Source organism: Agrobacterium tumefaciens (assembly GCA_025560025.1).
GTDB lineage: Bacteria > Pseudomonadota > Alphaproteobacteria > Rhizobiales > Rhizobiaceae > Agrobacterium.
In genome coordinates, this window is the sequence record CP048486.1 from 1344675 (window position 1) to 1360020 (window position 15346).

Consider the following 15346-nt stretch of genomic DNA (forward strand, 5'->3'; position numbering starts at 1 on the left):
TATTGGGTTTATTGTCCGCGTCAGGAATGGAAGAGCGGCACGGTGCTCAGAGCATGCCGCTCATCCGCAGATAATAGTTTTCAGCGCTGTCATCGGAAGCTGCTTCCGGCTCATCGGTCTCGTCATTGGCGGCGACACGTTCTTCGGCTTCATCCTGAGCGCCAGGATTTTCACCCTCCGGTTCGCCTTCCGCCTCCTCCTCGGAAAACGGCCCGCTTCCGCGATGCGGACTTTCCGATTCGTGATCGTCTTCCGCCGGGGGGTAGGCGACAAGTGGTAGCGGCGTGCCTTCTTTCGCAAGAGCCGCCGCGATCAGCGATTGCGACGCCGATTGTTCCAGCATCGCCATTCTGGCTTCCGGATCGATGGCGGCGCGGGGAAGGGGCTGGGCTTCGGGCCTATTGGCAACTGTTTCCGTTTCCTCGCCGGACGGGCGGGCGGCGGCCGTTGCCGAAGCGGTTTTTTCGGCAGGCTGTTCTTCCGGCTGCTGTGGCGGAATGCCCGGTGGAGTGGCGGCGGGCTGGGGCGTGGCTGTTGCCCTGGCAGGAAGTTTGCCGGTCAGGGCGGCAAGCAGCAGGTTTTCCATATCCCGGGCATCGCCTGCAGGTTGGCCGGATGGCTGGAGCAAGGTTGTCCGCACGTCCTTCTGTTCGGCCTTCACCACATCCCGAAGCGGCAGGGCAGGGCGCGTTTCGACATTTTCTGCCCGTGAGGATTTTGACGCATGGGTCTCCGCCGGTACGGTCACTTCCTTTGCCACGTTTCCCGTTTGCAGTTGAGGCGGACGTACCGCGCTTTCGGCTTTTCCGTCCGCTCTTGCGGCTTCAGGTGAAGAATCGGGCAGGTCGGCGGGTGAGGCAGGAAGATTGGTCCGCAGGTCCGGCAATGCGGGCTGTGCGGTGGCCATGGCTTTTACCGCTGCGGCACCAAGGGCAGGCAGGCTGATGAATTGGGACAGGAGCCTGCCGGTTGTCTGCGCATTTGACAGTTGCGCGGCCGCAGCCGCATTCGGGCGGCTGTCCGCGTTCTGGCCTTGGGGTGTCTGGGCCTTCGGTTGTGGTGGCTGTGCTGGCGTTGGATTGGCCGAATTATTCTGCTGATAGGAAGAGACGACCGCCTTTGCGGCAAGATCCATTCCCTTGTAGCGGGAAAGCTCGATCAGAAGTGCGAGGCGTGCGGCATCCGGTCCCGTCGGCTGTTTCAGGATTTCGGCCAGCATTGAAAGGCTCAATCCCTGCAGGACCTTTGCGACCTGTTGTTCCAGTGCCAGACGCTGCGGGGCGGGCAGGGCGCGAATGGCGTCCGTCAGACGCACCACGTAGGCCTGAATGGCTTCGCCGTCCTGTCTTGGCAGGTTCATCAGCTTGCCGAGCGTTTCCGCCAGAATGGCGGTGCTGCGGGAAAGCTGAAATTCGCTGGCGAGAGAGGCGATCGCGGCTCTGGCAAAAAGACCGCTGCCATTGTCGGGTGCGGCATTGCTTGCCTGTGGCTGCGCGACCTCTTTCTGCTGCCCGCGCGGTGTCGGTGTGGCTGAGGCTCCATAGGCGGCATCGGCGGCCGGAATTTTCGGTACAGGCGGTAACATGTTGCGCTCCGTTCCTATCGATTACCGCCGCTGGCTGCGAAAGGGCCCTCCTGGCTCTCTGATCCGCATTTGGCTGTATGTTGAAAGATTGCCGCGCCGGTGATGTACAGGTGTCATCTCGCCCGCTCATGCGGGAGCGCCGTGCGCGCCACCGGCCCGAATGCCAGCTGTTGTCGGAGCACACAGAATCATCAAGCCGAAGCTTGACCTGCAGATATTAAGATTTGGCTAACCACGGGCAGTGCCGTTCACTGGCGTCGTCAGGGAGAAACGCCGATGAACATGCGGTAAAGCCCGTTATCGTCGGAATTGACCGATGAAATGTGATCCGGGTCGCTGATCGTCTGATCCAGAGCCTCCGGCGGCATCGCATCGAGCCAGCTCGCCTTTGGAAAGCTTCTCTCCGGACGGATATCTTCAGGGGCGATGAGGTTATCTTCCTCGACCGGCGCGACAAAAACAACGTCATCCGGGACAAGCGACGGGGCAGCCATGGAGAGCAGCGTCTGTGCCGCATTCTGTTCGGCATCGTGACTGGCGGTGCCGGATATGCCTGAAATATCGGACATGTCTGAACTCACATCATGTTTCGCTCAAGTGACTATTGGGAAGCAGCAATCATGCCGCCTTTTTCTTCAGCAGTTCATAAAGGCCATTGTCGTCGATCGAGATCGGCAGAATGGTGTCTCGGGCATCCTCGATAACGGCCTGCGCATCGAGCAGTTTTTCGGCGTCGTCTTCCGCTTCAGCTGGCGACGCAGGTGCATCCTTGCCTGCAGCTTCTTTATCGTTTTCAGGAGGAGCAGGTTCAGCGGCCGGCGTGGCGGCAAGTACGGAAATCAGGGCCATTTCCGAAGAAATATCGACTGGACCCTGCCCGCCTGCCGCGTCCGTTTTTTCATCGGCGGAGGCGTCCAGATGTTCTTTGACGACATCCTGCAATTCCTGCACGTCTTCAAGCTTGCCCTGCGCATCGCGGGTCTGGATATCCTGTTCCCGCTCGGCGGCAACTTCCGCATCGTTGATCTCGCCGATGCGATTTTCCCCGCGCTCAGCCTGCAATTCTTCCTTACTCTTCGGGTCTGCGACATCTTCAAGGCGCTGGATGACCTTCAGCGTCTCCCGTGTCATGAAGCGCGTACCTTGCGCCTGCTCGTTCAGCGCATCCTTGACGGCGCGCGCGGCATCGCCATAAGGGTTGGCGATGGCGGCGATCATCTGTTGTGCCGAAACACCGAGTTCCTTGAGACCCGTGGATTCTTCCAGATCATCGACGGTTCGGGGCAGGGTGGCGCGGGCCGCCATGATGGCCTTCGACAGCTGCTCGCCGAAATCCTCTTCCTTGCCTGACAGGCCGGCGCCTGCGGCGATACGTGCAGCAAGGGCGGCCATGGGATCTGTCTTGGCGCCGACGCCGTTGTTCAGAACCTCCAGGACCTGCGCTTCCGAGACACCGAAGGATGTCAGGGAAATCTTCGTGGCTTTTCCCTGTGCATCGGTTTTTTCGAAATTTTCGGTCAGGGTCAGCGCGTCCTGAAGCCTCTGCGCGAAAGAGGTGTTCGATTCATCGGCTTCCTGGGTGATGCCGAGGGCGGAGGAGAAGCGGGAAACAAGCGAGGCGAAGGGATCCGCGTCCGGCTTCATGATGCCGAACAGATAGGCGCTTATCTTTTCATTGGCGACACGCTGGCTTTCGTCCGGCTGCGGCTGCGTTTTGACCGCGTCATCCTTTTGGGTGCCGTTTGCCTTTTCCTGCTCTTCGCGCTGGCGTTCCTCGATGGTCTCGACCATCGACCGCATGATGTCGCTGACTGCAATGCCTGCCGTCTGCTGTAGCGGAGTAATCATCTGGAAAGTCCCCGGCCGCCCAAAGTTGCGGCCGAGAATAGGCAGTTCTGGTAAATCAGTGCTTAAACAATCTGCGCGAACGCTCAGCTATGGGCGAAAATATCCGTTTCTTCCCAGCCGAGGAGGTCGAGCTTCGCGCGGGTCGGCAGAAAGGCGAAACAGGCATCGGCGTGATCGAGGCGACCGTCGCGGATAAGGCGGGCTGTCAGCTTGTCGCGCAGCGCATGCAGGTAAAGCACGTCGGAAGCGGCATATTCAAGCTGCGCGGGCGACAGGGTTTCCGCTGCCCAGTCCGACGATTGCTGCGCCTTGGAAATATCGATTTCCAGCATTTCCTTCAGATTGTCCTTCAGCCCATGCCGGTCCGTATAGGTGCGGGTCAGGCGCGAGGCGATCTTGGTGCAGAAAACCGGTGTGGTCGTCACGCCGAAGGTGTGGAACAGAACGGCAATGTCAAAACGGCCATAATGAAAGATTTTCTGGCGGGCGGGATCGGCAAGCATCCGGACGAGGTTCGGGGCCTCCTTCTGGCCGGCGGCGATGCGGATGACGTCTGCCGTGCCGTCGCCCGGCGAAAGCTGGACGACGCAGAGGCGGTCACGGCGCGGCACCAGTCCCAGCGTTTCCGTGTCGATGGCGATGGCGCCGGTATAACGTGCGGCATCTTCGGCGGAAATATCGCCTTCGTGGTAACGGATGGGTGCGGCCATGTCTTGCTCCAGGAATTTCCAGTTCGTTGCTCCGGCTATAACGGAAAGAGCGGGCGGACGATACCGTTTTATAGGCCCGCCCAAGGTCCTTCGCGCGCCTCTTGGCACTTGCCTTTGCGAAAGTCCCCGGGTTAGGTTCGGGAAATCCTTTTCTTCCAGATTGCATGAAATTCCCGATGACAAAGAAAATCTATCTCGCCGGACCGGAAGTTTTCCTCCCGAACGCGCGTGAAATGCTTGATCTCAAGGCCGCGCTTGCGCGGGAAGCCGGTTTTGTGCCGCTATCGCCGGGTGATCTGCAAATCCCTCCGGCGGATACGAAGATTGGCCACGGTTGCAACATCAATGCCATCGATGAGCAGATGATGCTGGAAGCGGATGCGGTGATCGCCAATCTAACACCGTTCCGTGGTATCGCCGCCGATACGGGAACGAGCTACGAACTTGGGTTCATGTGCGCGCTGGGCAAGCCGGTTTTCGCCTATACCAATGTCGCGGCCAATCATTTCACCCGCATCAAGGCGCATTACGGCGGTATTGCCGCAATTGACGAAACCGGCCGGTATCGCGGGCCGGACGGGCTGTCGATCGAGAATTTCGACATGGTCGACAATCTCATGCTGCATGGCGGGATCGTGCGGCGCGGCGGCGTCATCATCGTCGGCAACGCGTCCGGGGAGGCGCTGTATACGGATCTGGACGCCTACAGGCGCTGCCTCGCTGTGGCCGCCGAAAAATTATTGACAGAGACTGACCCTGACAGAAGAAATCTAGCGGAGACATCATCATGAGCGGTACCATCCTCATCACCGGCGCTACATCCGGTTTCGGACAGGCCACGGCGCAGCGCTTCATCAAGGAAGGCTGGAAAGTCATCGGCACCGGCCGCCGGGCCGAACGCCTGGAAGCATCGGCGAAGGAACTCGGTTCCGCCTTTCATGGTGTCGCTTTCGACATCACAGATGAAGATGCAACTAAAAAGGCGCTTGCGGCACTGCCGGAGGATTTCCGGGACATCGATATCCTCGTCAACAATGCCGGCCTGGCGCTTGGTACGGCGCCTGCGCCGCAGGTGCCGCTGAAAGACTGGCAGACCATGGTGAACACCAACATCACCGGCCTCCTGAACATCACCCATCAGCTTTTGCCGACCCTGATCGACCGCAGGGGCATTGTCGTCAATCTTTCATCGGTGGCTGCGCATTGGCCCTATGCCGGCGGCAATGTCTATGCCGGCACAAAGGCCTTCCTGCGGCAGTTCTCGCTCGGTCTTCGCTCAGACCTGCATGGCAAGGGCGTAAGGGTTACCTCCATCGAACCCGGCATGTGCGAAACCGAATTCACGCTGGTGCGAACCGGCGGCAACCAGGATGCCTCGGACAATCTCTATAAGGGCGTCAACCCGATCACGGCCGAAGATATCGCCAATACGATCTATTGGGTCGCCTCGCAGCCGAAGCATATCAACATCAACAGCCTCGAACTCATGCCGGTCAACCAGTCCTTTGCCGGTTTTCAGGTCTATCGGGAAAGCTGATTTCTCAGTGTATTCCGGGGAGTGCTGAAAAACAGAGCAGGATTTTTCGAGCTATGCAGAAATGCAATGCTGCATTGCGAGACTCGCTCTGTTAAAAAGCGCGGAAGTCGCTATATTCAAATCATCGAAGCGACGCACTCCTCCTCCCAGCGTCGCTCGATGTGGATCGGTGGCACTCCTCCTCCCAGTCGCCGATCAAGTTTGAAGCCTGCCGCACCTCCTCCCGCGGCAGGCTTTTTCCTTTTCTGGGCCTCATTTCCGAAGAGTCTCATGCGCGAGTTTCCGCGCGCCGGCTATGTGCCGGCGGTGCTTTTGCATCTTCCCCCATGGATTTCCGGGGGATTTCGGATTTCTCCGTCAAGGCGACGAGTGCGGAAATCGGACGCGTGTCGATCACGATTTCGTTATGTCTAGATGAATATGCACAGTTTTGTGGCAGTGGGCGGTGCTGGCCCATTGCTTAGCCTCCGGCCTGTGTTTAAGCATGGGCAAAAGAACGCTTGGGAGGTTGCCGGCACGCTTGTGTCTGTGCGCCCGAAAGCGGCGGGGAGAGAATGGCAGACTTTCAAGAGGCGCTGAAGCGGTTTCAGCCGATCGCGGTTTCATCGATCGCTGAAGACGAACTAAGGTTGCGACTACGCGGCCTGCAAGCGCGAATGATCCAGCAGAACATCAAGGCGGTCTGGCTCGATGCATCATCGTCGCTGACCTATTATACCGGCCTGTCGCTCGGTCTTTCCGAACGAATTCACGGCGCCCTGGTGCCGGCGGAAGGCGCCCCGGTCTATGTCAGCCCGACCTTCGAGGAGCCGAAGCTTCAGACCCTGATCCGTATCCCGGGTGAGGTCGTCGTCTGGGAAGAAGATGAAAATCCCTTTGACCTGATGACGACGCGTATCGACGCACTTTCCTGTTCCGGCCATCTTGTCGCTATCGATCCAGCCACACCTTTTGTTTTTGCATCGGCTTTGATGCAGCGTCTGGAAGGACGGATCATTTCCGCCCAGCCGCTGATCGTCGCCCAGCGACAGGTCAAGTCCGCCGCCGAAATCGCCCTCATCCAGACCGCCATGGATGCAAGCTACGGCGTGCAGAAGGCTGTGTTCGAGGGGCTGCGTCCGGGCGTTTCCACCACCGAAGTAGCTGATTTCGTTAACGCTGCCCATATTGCGCTTGGCCTGAAGCCGCTTTTCGTGGCGGTGCAGTTCGGCGAGGCGACGGCCTATCCGCATGGCGTGCCCTATGCGCAGACGCTGAATGAAGGCGACATGGTGCTGGTCGATCTCGGCGCCATTCTTCACGGCTATCGTTCGGATATCACCCGCACCTATGTTTTCGGCCAGCCGACGGATCGGCAGCGCTTTCTCTGGAACGCCGAACGCGATGCCCAGGCTGCGGCCTTTAACGCGGCTAAGGTCGGCGCTGCCTGTTCGGATGTGGACAAGGCCGCGCGCGACAGTCTGAAGGCGGCCGGTTTCGGCCCGGATTATCAGCTTCCCGGACTGCCGCACCGCACCGGCCACGGGCTCGGGCTGGATATTCACGAAGAACCCTATATCGTTGCAGGAAATGCCACGGCGCTTGAGCCGGGCATGTGCTTTTCCATCGAGCCGATGCTTTGCGTTTATGGGGAATGCGGCGTCCGTCTCGAGGACATTGTTTATATGACGGAGGCCGGGCCGCGCTGGTTCTGCCCTCCGGAGAAGAACCTCGACCGGCTGTTTCAGCCGGTCGCCGGGTAATTGGTCGGGAGGCAAAGGACCGAACAGCGACACGGGGGTTCCCGCGTCGCTGCTGACCAGAAGAGGTAGGCCCCCGGACGGGGCCGCAGGAACTCAGAAAAAGAGGGAAAGGACCACCAGATGAAAACGCTGACCCGCAGTTTGCTTATCGCCTCTGCGCTTGCGATTACTTCCGCCGTGCCTGCCATGGCGAAGACCTTCGTTTATTGCTCCGAGGCGTCGCCGGAAGGCTTCGATCCGTCGCCCTACACCGCCGGCGGCACCTTCGATGCCTCCGCGCATCCGGTCTACAACCGTCTGACCGAGTTCAAGAAGGGCACGACCGAAGTTGAGCCGGGCCTTGCTGAAAAATGGGATGTTTCGAGCGATGGCCTCGAATACACCTTCCACCTGCGCAAGGGTGTGAAGTTCCACTCCAACGACAAGTTCACGCCGAGCCGCGATTTCAACGCCGATGACGTGATCTTCAGCTACAACCGCCAGGGCGACGCGAAGAACCCGTGGAACCAGTATATCGCAGGTATCACCTACGAATATTACAACTCCATGGAAATGCCGTCGCTGATCAAGGAAATCGTCAAGGTTGACGATTACACGGTCAAGTTCGTGCTGACGCGCCCGGAAGCGCCGTTCCTCGCCAACATCGCCATGCCTTTCGCTTCGATCGTGTCGAAGGAATATGCCGATGCGCTCGACAAGGCCGGCACCAAGGAAGACTTCAACAACCTGCCGATCGGCACCGGTCCGTTCAAGTTCGTCGCCTATCAGAAGGACGCGGTCATCCGCTACCAGAAGAATGCCGACTACTGGGGTGACGCGCCGAAGATCGACGATCTGATCTTCGCAATCACGCCGGATGCCGCCGTTCGCCTGCAGAAGCTGAAGGCCGGCGAATGCCACCTGATGCCTTATCCGGCACCGGCTGACCTTGCCGCCATCCGCGCCGACAAGAACCTCAAGCTCGATGAACAGCCGGGCCTGAACGTTGCCTACTTCGCCTACAACACCACTGTTGCACCTTTCGACAAGCCGGAAGTGCGCAAGGCGCTGAACATGGCGATGAACAAGCAGGCGATCATTGACGCCGTGTTCCAGGGCGCAGGCCAGGTTGCCAAGAACCCGATCCCGCCGACCATGTGGTCCTACAACGACAGCATCAAGGACGATGCCTACGATCCGGAAGCTGCCAAGAAGGCTCTCGAAGCCGCTGGCGTCAAGGATCTGTCGATGAAGATCTGGGCAATGCCGGTGCAGCGCCCCTACATGCCGAACGCCCGCCGCACGGCCGAACTGATCCAGTCGGATTTCGCGAAGGTCGGTGTCAAGGCCGAGATCGTCTCCTTCGAATGGGGTGAATACCTCAAGAAGTCGACCGAAGTGAACCGTGACGGTTCCGTCATCCTCGGCTGGACCGGCGACAACGGTGACCCGGACAACTTCATGGGTGTTCTGCTCTCCTGCGCCGCAACCGGCGAAGGCGGTGCAAACCGTGCTCAGTGGTGCAACAAGGAGTTCTCCGAGCTGCTGTCCAAGGCAAAGCAGACCACTGACGTTGCCGAGCGCACCAAGCTTTATGAGCAGGCGCAGGTGATCTTCAAGGAACAGGCTCCGTGGGCGACGCTTGCGCACTCCACGCAGTTCGTTCCGATGTCTGCCAAGGTTTCCGGCTTCACCATGAGCCCGCTTGGCGACTTCACCTTCGAATCCGTCGACATCGCGGAGTAATCCCAAGTAACAGGACGCGCGGAAGAACTCGGTTCTTCCGCGCGTCTTTTCAGGAAAAAACCATGATCCGGTTCATTTTCGGCAAACTTCTCTATCTCGTTCCGACATTTCTCGGGATTACCATTGTCGCCTTTGCCTTCGTTCGCGTCCTGCCGGGAGATCCCGTGCTGTTGATGGCGGGTGAGCGCGGCATTTCACCCGAACGGCATGCGCAGCTTGCCGAACAGCTCGGCTTCAGCCAGCCAATCTGGCAGCAATATCTCCATTTCCTCGGGCGGCTGCTTCAGGGTGATCTCGGCAATTCGCTGGTCACCAAGAAACCCGTTCTGACCGAGTTCCTGTCGCTCTTCCCCGCGACGGTCGAGCTTGGCCTCGTCGCCATCATCATTGCAACGCTGATCGGCGTGCCGGTGGGCGTCATCGCCGCCATCCGCCGTGGCTCCTGGTTCGACCAGATTTCCATGACGACCGCGCTGGTGGGCTTCTCCATGCCGATCTTCTGGTGGGGCCTGCTGCTCATCATCATGTTCTCCGGCATCCTGCAATGGACGCCGGTGTCGGGCCGCATCTCGCTGATGTATTTCTTCCCCTCCGTCACCGGTTTCATGCTGATCGACAGCCTGATTTCGGGGCAGAAGGGCGCCTTCGCTTCGGCCTTGTCGCATCTCATCCTGCCCTCGGTGGTGCTTGCCACCATTCCGCTGGCGGTGATTGCGCGCCAGACGCGCTCGGCAATGCTGGAGGTCCTGAGTGAGGATTACGTGCGCACCGCGCGTGCCAAGGGCATGTCGCCCTCCCGCGTCGTCGGTATCCATGCGCTGCGTAACGCCATGATCCCGGTCATCACCACCATCGGCCTGCAGATTGGCGTGCTGATGGCGGGCGCGATCCTGACCGAAACCATCTTTTCCTGGCCGGGTATCGGCAAGTGGATGATCGATTCCATCTCGCGCCGCGACTATCCCGTCGTGCAGAGCGGCCTGCTTCTGATCGCGGGTCTGGTAATGGTCGTCAACCTGCTCGTCGATCTGACCTATGGCCTCATCAATCCGAGGATCCGTCACAAATGAGCGATGTGACCACCACCCCCGGCGTCCGTCTTTCGGACGCCGCCATCCGCCGCCGGATGATCGCCGATTTCTGGTTCTACTTCCGCCAGAACCGTGGCGCCGTCATCGGTCTCGCCGTCTTCCTTCTTCTGGTGCTGGTGGCGGTTTTTGCGCCGCTCATCGCGCCGCATGATCCGACGCAGCAATATCGCGACGCTCTGCTCGTTCCGCCCGTATGGCAGGATGGCGGCCGCGCCGGCTTCTTCTTCGGTACCGATGCGGTCGGTCGCGACATGCTGTCCCGGCTGATCTACGGTGCGCAGTATTCGCTGTTCATCGGCGTTGTCGTCGTCTCCATCGCCCTTGTCGGCGGTATCGTCATCGGTCTCGTCGCCGGTTTCTTTGGCGGCTGGGTCGATACCGTCATCATGCGTGTGATGGATGTCATCCTGGCGTTTCCCTCGCTGCTTCTGGCGCTGGTGCTGGTTGCGATCCTGGGGCCTGGGCTCACCAATGCCATGATCGCCATCGCCATCGTCTACCAGCCGCATTTCGCGCGTTTGACGCGTGCGGCTGTCATGAGCGAGTTGCGCCGTGAATATGTCACGGCCGCCCGTGTGGCGGGTGCCGGCAATTTCCGGCTGATGTTCAAGACCATCCTGCCGAACTGCCTTGCGCCGCTGATCGTGCAGGCGACGCTTTCCTTCTCGTCCGCCGTTCTTGATGCGGCGGCTCTCGGCTTCCTCGGCATGGGCGCGCAGCCGCCCGCCTCCGAATGGGGCACGATGCTGGCCGAGGCCCGCGAGTTTATCCTGCGCGCCTGGTGGGTCGTTACCCTTCCGGGTCTCACGATCCTCGTATCCGTGCTCGCCATCAACCTGATGGGTGACGGGCTGCGCGATGCGCTCGATCCCAAACTGAAGCGGAGCTGACCGATGAGCCTGCTGAAAATCAAGAACCTCACCGTCAAGTTCGCCACGGCCACCGGCGCGTTCACGGCCGTCAACGGCATCGACGTGTCCGTGGACAAGCACGAAGTGCTCGCCATCGTCGGGGAGTCCGGTTCGGGCAAGTCGGTATCCATGCTCGCCGTGATGGGGCTTCTGCCCGATACGGCGACGATTACCGCCGACGAGATGACCTTTGACGGCACGAACCTGCTGGCCATGACGCCACAAGAGCGTCGCAAGCTGATCGGCCGCGAGATCACCATGATCTTTCAGGAGCCGGTCGCTTCGCTCAACCCGTCGTTCACGGTCGGTTTCCAGATCGAGGAGGTGCTGCGCCTCAATCTCGGCATGGGCCGGTCCGCCGCGCGTGCGCGGGCGCTCGAACTGTTCCGGGCCGTCGGTATTCCCGATCCTGAAACCAAGCTCAACGCCTATCCGCACCAGATGTCCGGCGGTCAATGCCAGCGTGTGATGATCGCGATCGCAATCGCCTCCAAACCGCGTCTGCTGATCGCCGACGAGCCGACGACCGCGCTCGACGTGACGATCCAGAAACAGATCCTCGATCTGTTGATGAACCTGCAGGAAGAATATGGCATGGCGCTGATCCTCATCACCCATGACATGGGTGTTGTGGCGGAAACCGCAGACCGCGTCGTGGTGCAATATAAGGGCCGCAAGATGGAGGAGGCGGATGTCTTAAGCCTCTTCGAAGCCCCGCAGCATCCCTATACCAAGGCATTGCTTTCGGCCCTGCCGGAAAATGCGACCGGTGACCGCCTGCCCACGGTTTCCGATTTCTTCGGCAAGGAGGGCGTTCAATGAGCATCGTTGTCGAAGGCAGGGGCATTACCCGCCATTATCACGTTCCGGGCGGCCTGTTTGGCGGCGCCAAGACGGTTCAGGCGCTGAAGGGCATCGATTTCGCTGTCGAGCGTGGCAAGACGCTCGCCATCGTCGGGGAATCCGGTTCGGGCAAGTCGACGCTTGCGCGCATCATCGCGCTGATCGATCCGGCATCCGGCGGCGAGCTGAAGATCGATGGCCAGCCGGTCGATATCGCCAAGCGTCGTCCCGGCACCGACATGCGCTCCAAGGTGCAGATGGTGTTCCAGAACCCCTATGGCAGCCTCAATCCGCGCCAGAAGGTGGGCGACGTGCTGATGGAACCTTTGGTCATCAACACGGGGATGCCGGCTTCCGAGCGTCGCGAGCGGGCTGAAGCCATGCTGGTGAAGGTGGGCCTGGGGCCGGAACACTTCAACCGCTATCCGCACATGTTCTCGGGCGGCCAGCGCCAGCGCATCGCCATTGCACGGGCGTTGATGCTCAATCCGGCACTTCTGGTGCTGGACGAACCGGTCTCGGCGCTCGATCTGTCGGTACAGGCGCAGGTGCTGAACCTGCTCAGGGATCTGCAGGAAGAGTTCGAACTCACCTACGTCTTCGTCAGCCACGATCTTTCCGTGGTCCGCTATATCGCCGATGACGTGATGGTCATCTCGAAGGGCGAGGCCGTGGAGCAGGGAACGCGCGAGGAACTGTTCGCCGATCCCAAGCACGCCTATACGCGCCAGCTTTTTGCAGCCACGCCGATTACGGATGTCGACGCCATCCGCGCCCGCGTGGAACGCCGTAAGGCGGCACGGCAGGCTGCGACGGCTTGAGTGATTTTTACCGGTGAGTAAAGTTGGGCAGGCCGGATTTCCGGCCTGTTCTTTTTTCAGGACTTCAAAAACTTGCCGATGGCCCCCAGCGCGCCATTTTCCCGAATATTGCGATAAGCGGCCTTCAGGGTTGAGACGAAGGTCTCGTTTTCAGGAAGGTCCTCGCCAAATGTGCGCCCGAAGGTGAGAAAACGGTCGACGACGGCATCGGGCGACATTGTCAGTTGGTCCGGGGCATCCCATTCCTTGAAAGCAGGATCGAGAATGGTGATCGGCTGACCCTTTTCATCCATGTCCGCGCAGGACCTGATCCACAGGGCGACCGCGAAAATGACGGCCCTGCTTTCGGCCTTCTCTTCCAGCAATTCGCGTAAGGGGGCGAGAATGCGCAGCGGCACTTTCTGCGAAGCGTCGGAGGCGATCTGCATCGTCTTGTGTTGCAGGGAAGGGTTGGCGAAACGCTCCCGCAGGCCAGCCACGAATTCCGCGCCGTCGACGGCGGGGTCGAGTGTCCGGTCGATCTCGCGCCAATAGGCATCGATGAAATCGCGCACGGGCGTTTCGGCCCAGGCATCGGCCACTGTCGGAAGGCCGGCGATCTGGCCGATGGCCGCGATGGCGCTATGGGAACCGTTCAGCATTCTGAGCTTCATATGCTCATATGGTTCGACATTGCCGACAAATTCCACACCCGATTTTTCGAGCGCCGGCCTTCCATGCGGAAAATTGTCCTCGATGACGAAGCGGAAATAGGGCTCGGCCACCACGGGCCAGGCATCGCGCGCGCCAAGTGCCGCGGATACCGCATCCCGATCCTTATCGGTGGTTGCGGGAACGATCCGGTCCACCATCGAGCAGGGGAAGGCAATATTGGTTTCGATGAATGTTCCCAGCTCCTTGTCCGCAAGGCTTGCAAATTCCAGCAGCAGCTTTCGCAGCACATGTCCGTTGGCCGGCAGGTTATCGCAGGACAGAAGCGTCAGCGGCAGGGAGCCTTCAGCGCGCCTGCGCCTTGTGGCGGCAAGAATGAAACCGAAGATGGAACGCGGCCGGTCCGGATGTTCGAGATCATGGAGAATATCGGGATGATCGCGCAGCAGGCTTCGGGATGCGAGATTGGTCAGATAACCCTTCTCCGTCACCGTCAGCGTCACGATAAGGACGCGCGGATCGGAGAGCCGTTCCACCAGCCGTTCGGGGTCCTCAGGTGCGACGATGGTTTCGAGGATGGAGCCGATGACGCGCAGGCGCTCGTTTTCTCCGTCACGCAGGCAGAAGGTGTAGAGATTATCCTGCGGCTCTATGGCGTCGCGGGTGTCCGGGCTTCTGAGGGAGGCGGCGACAATGCCCCATTGCGTCTCGCCGCGGTTGAGGCAATCGTCGATGAAAACTGCCTGATGCGCGCGATGAAAGGCGCCGACGCCAAGATGCACGATGCCCGGTGTAGCGGTCTGGCGGTCATAGGTGGGTGTTGCGACGGATTGCGGCAGGCGGGGCAGGGCGGCAGCGGAAAGCCTCTCTGTCATCGATGCGACTTTCCCGTTCCGAATGAGAAATCCGTGGCATGGGCCACTGGAATTGCGGCGTCCGGGTTTTCGCCCATGATGTCAGTTCCTCCCGTTTTATCTGAATGGCGGTATTTTGAATGGATCAGGCCCGGGCCTCTTTGAGTATGCGTACCTGGCGCAACGTATTCTGCCGGCTGCGCTCGAGATGCCGCCATAGGGCGTCGACAATCTGCGCCTTGCTGCCGGCGGCAATGGCATCGGCAATATTCTGGTGCTCCTCGACCGAGCGGGCATAGTCGCCGAGGATCGACACGAAAACCGTATGGGTCTGGTCGAGAATGCGCTCATGCGAACCGGAAATGACCGGAATGCGTGCGGCTGAAACCAGATCGGTGTGAAAGCGGCGGTCGTAAAAAAGCGCCTTTGACAACTCGTCGAGGGTGGAGCCTTTGGCAAATTCGCGATGTTTTACGAGGCTTTGCAGAAGCTGCGCATGCAGCGCTTCATCCAGTTGCCCGGCGTCGAAGGCCACTTCCACGGCACCTTTTTCCAGCAGCATTCTGGCGGCGTAGAGTTCCTCCACATCCTCCACCGTAAAATCACGCACCACCATACCGCGCCGGGAGGAGTTGACCACCAGCCCGTCCGCCTCGAGTTTCAGGCAGGCTTCCTTGACCGGCGTGGGGCTGATGCCGAGATCGGCGGCAAGCTCATTGGGCAGCAGGCGCTCGCCGCCGCGCAATCTGCCGCTGACGATGCGTGCCCGCAATTCCTGATGCGCCTGTTCGGCGAGTGTGACTTTGACCAGCGTGTTCATGAAAACATCATCGCTCAGCTTTACGAGGCAGGCAATGGTCAAATATTAAAAATAAAAAATTTTTTATTTTACAATGGTCGTTTTTCCGTTAGCTCTATCGGTCATCGGAAGCTGGCTGCTGGAGGAGGGCGGTCTGGCGTTCCCCCGAAGGGCTTCCTGCGGTCAATGACTGCGGGGGTGAGGATTTTCCGGCGGCCAACCGTCGGGC

At 60.0% G+C, this 15346-nt stretch carries 14 protein-coding genes; 8 read left to right on the forward strand and 6 right to left on the reverse strand.

Annotated features, from left to right (window positions below; all coding sequences use genetic code 11):
- Positions 1 to 46: 46 nt before the first annotated feature.
- The 4 genes from FY152_20150 to FY152_20165 all read right to left on the reverse strand — a co-directional run bounded on the left by FY152_20150 (position 47) and on the right by FY152_20165 (position 4143).
- Positions 47 to 1585: a hypothetical protein gene (locus FY152_20150; GenBank protein ID UXS34441.1), complete on the reverse strand. Its 1539-nt coding sequence runs from the start codon at positions 1583 to 1585 to the stop codon at positions 47 to 49.
- A 260-nt stretch (positions 1586 to 1845) separates the two neighbouring features.
- On the reverse strand, positions 1846 to 2154 hold the full coding sequence (locus tag FY152_20155) for a hypothetical protein (protein UXS34442.1): 309 nt from the start codon (positions 2152 to 2154) through the stop codon (positions 1846 to 1848).
- 49 nt (positions 2155 to 2203) lie between these two features.
- Entirely contained in the window at positions 2204 to 3433 is a 1230-nt protein-coding gene (locus FY152_20160) for a hypothetical protein (protein UXS34443.1), read from the reverse strand.
- Positions 3434 to 3516: 83 nt separating this feature from the next.
- Positions 3517 to 4143 (reverse strand): ribonuclease D, encoded by a 627-nt coding sequence (locus FY152_20165; protein ID UXS34444.1) that lies wholly within the window; start codon positions 4141 to 4143, stop codon positions 3517 to 3519.
- A gap of 176 nt (positions 4144 to 4319) precedes the next feature.
- Here FY152_20165 and FY152_20170 point away from each other — a divergent pair, with 176 nt between their 5' ends.
- The 8 genes from FY152_20170 to FY152_20205 all read left to right on the forward strand — a co-directional run bounded on the left by FY152_20170 (position 4320) and on the right by FY152_20205 (position 12813).
- Positions 4320 to 4934 carry a nucleoside 2-deoxyribosyltransferase gene (locus tag FY152_20170; GenBank protein ID UXS34445.1) on the forward strand — a complete coding sequence of 205 codons (615 nt, stop codon included), beginning with the start codon at positions 4320 to 4322 and terminating at the stop codon, positions 4932 to 4934.
- Positions 4931 to 5680, forward strand: coding sequence for an SDR family oxidoreductase (locus FY152_20175; GenBank protein UXS34446.1), 750 nt, complete (start codon positions 4931 to 4933; stop codon positions 5678 to 5680). The genes FY152_20170 and FY152_20175 overlap by 4 nt, the downstream gene beginning before the upstream one ends.
- A 554-nt stretch (positions 5681 to 6234) precedes the next feature.
- Positions 6235 to 7422, forward strand: coding sequence for an aminopeptidase P family protein (locus FY152_20180; protein ID UXS34447.1), 1188 nt, complete (start codon positions 6235 to 6237; stop codon positions 7420 to 7422).
- Positions 7423 to 7542: 120 nt separating this feature from the next.
- Positions 7543 to 9147 carry an ABC transporter substrate-binding protein gene (locus FY152_20185; GenBank protein ID UXS34448.1) on the forward strand — a complete coding sequence of 535 codons (1605 nt, stop codon included), beginning with the start codon at positions 7543 to 7545 and terminating at the stop codon, positions 9145 to 9147.
- Between the two features lie 62 nt (positions 9148 to 9209).
- Positions 9210 to 10217 carry an ABC transporter permease subunit gene (locus FY152_20190; protein UXS34449.1) on the forward strand — a complete coding sequence of 336 codons (1008 nt, stop codon included), beginning with the start codon at positions 9210 to 9212 and terminating at the stop codon, positions 10215 to 10217.
- Positions 10214 to 11128 (forward strand): ABC transporter permease subunit, encoded by a 915-nt coding sequence (locus tag FY152_20195; GenBank protein ID UXS34450.1) that lies wholly within the window; start codon positions 10214 to 10216, stop codon positions 11126 to 11128. The genes FY152_20190 and FY152_20195 overlap by 4 nt, the downstream gene beginning before the upstream one ends.
- Before the next feature lie 3 nt (positions 11129 to 11131).
- The gene (locus FY152_20200; protein ID UXS34451.1) at positions 11132 to 11971 is read left to right on the forward strand and encodes an ABC transporter ATP-binding protein; all 840 of its coding nucleotides are present in this window, start codon (positions 11132 to 11134) and stop codon (positions 11969 to 11971) included.
- The gene (locus FY152_20205; protein UXS34452.1) at positions 11968 to 12813 is read left to right on the forward strand and encodes an ATP-binding cassette domain-containing protein; all 846 of its coding nucleotides are present in this window, start codon (positions 11968 to 11970) and stop codon (positions 12811 to 12813) included. The genes FY152_20200 and FY152_20205 overlap by 4 nt, the downstream gene beginning before the upstream one ends.
- Before the next feature lie 56 nt (positions 12814 to 12869).
- On the opposite strand, the gene FY152_20210 is transcribed toward FY152_20205, so the two are convergent.
- Both FY152_20210 and FY152_20215 read right to left on the reverse strand, forming a co-directional pair.
- Positions 12870 to 14339, reverse strand: a complete 1470-nt coding sequence (locus FY152_20210; protein UXS34453.1) for a mannitol dehydrogenase family protein — start codon at positions 14337 to 14339, stop codon at positions 12870 to 12872.
- A gap of 124 nt (positions 14340 to 14463) precedes the next feature.
- Positions 14464 to 15138: a GntR family transcriptional regulator gene (locus tag FY152_20215; protein UXS34454.1), complete on the reverse strand. Its 675-nt coding sequence runs from the start codon at positions 15136 to 15138 to the stop codon at positions 14464 to 14466.
- Positions 15139 to 15346: the final 208 nt, after the last annotated feature.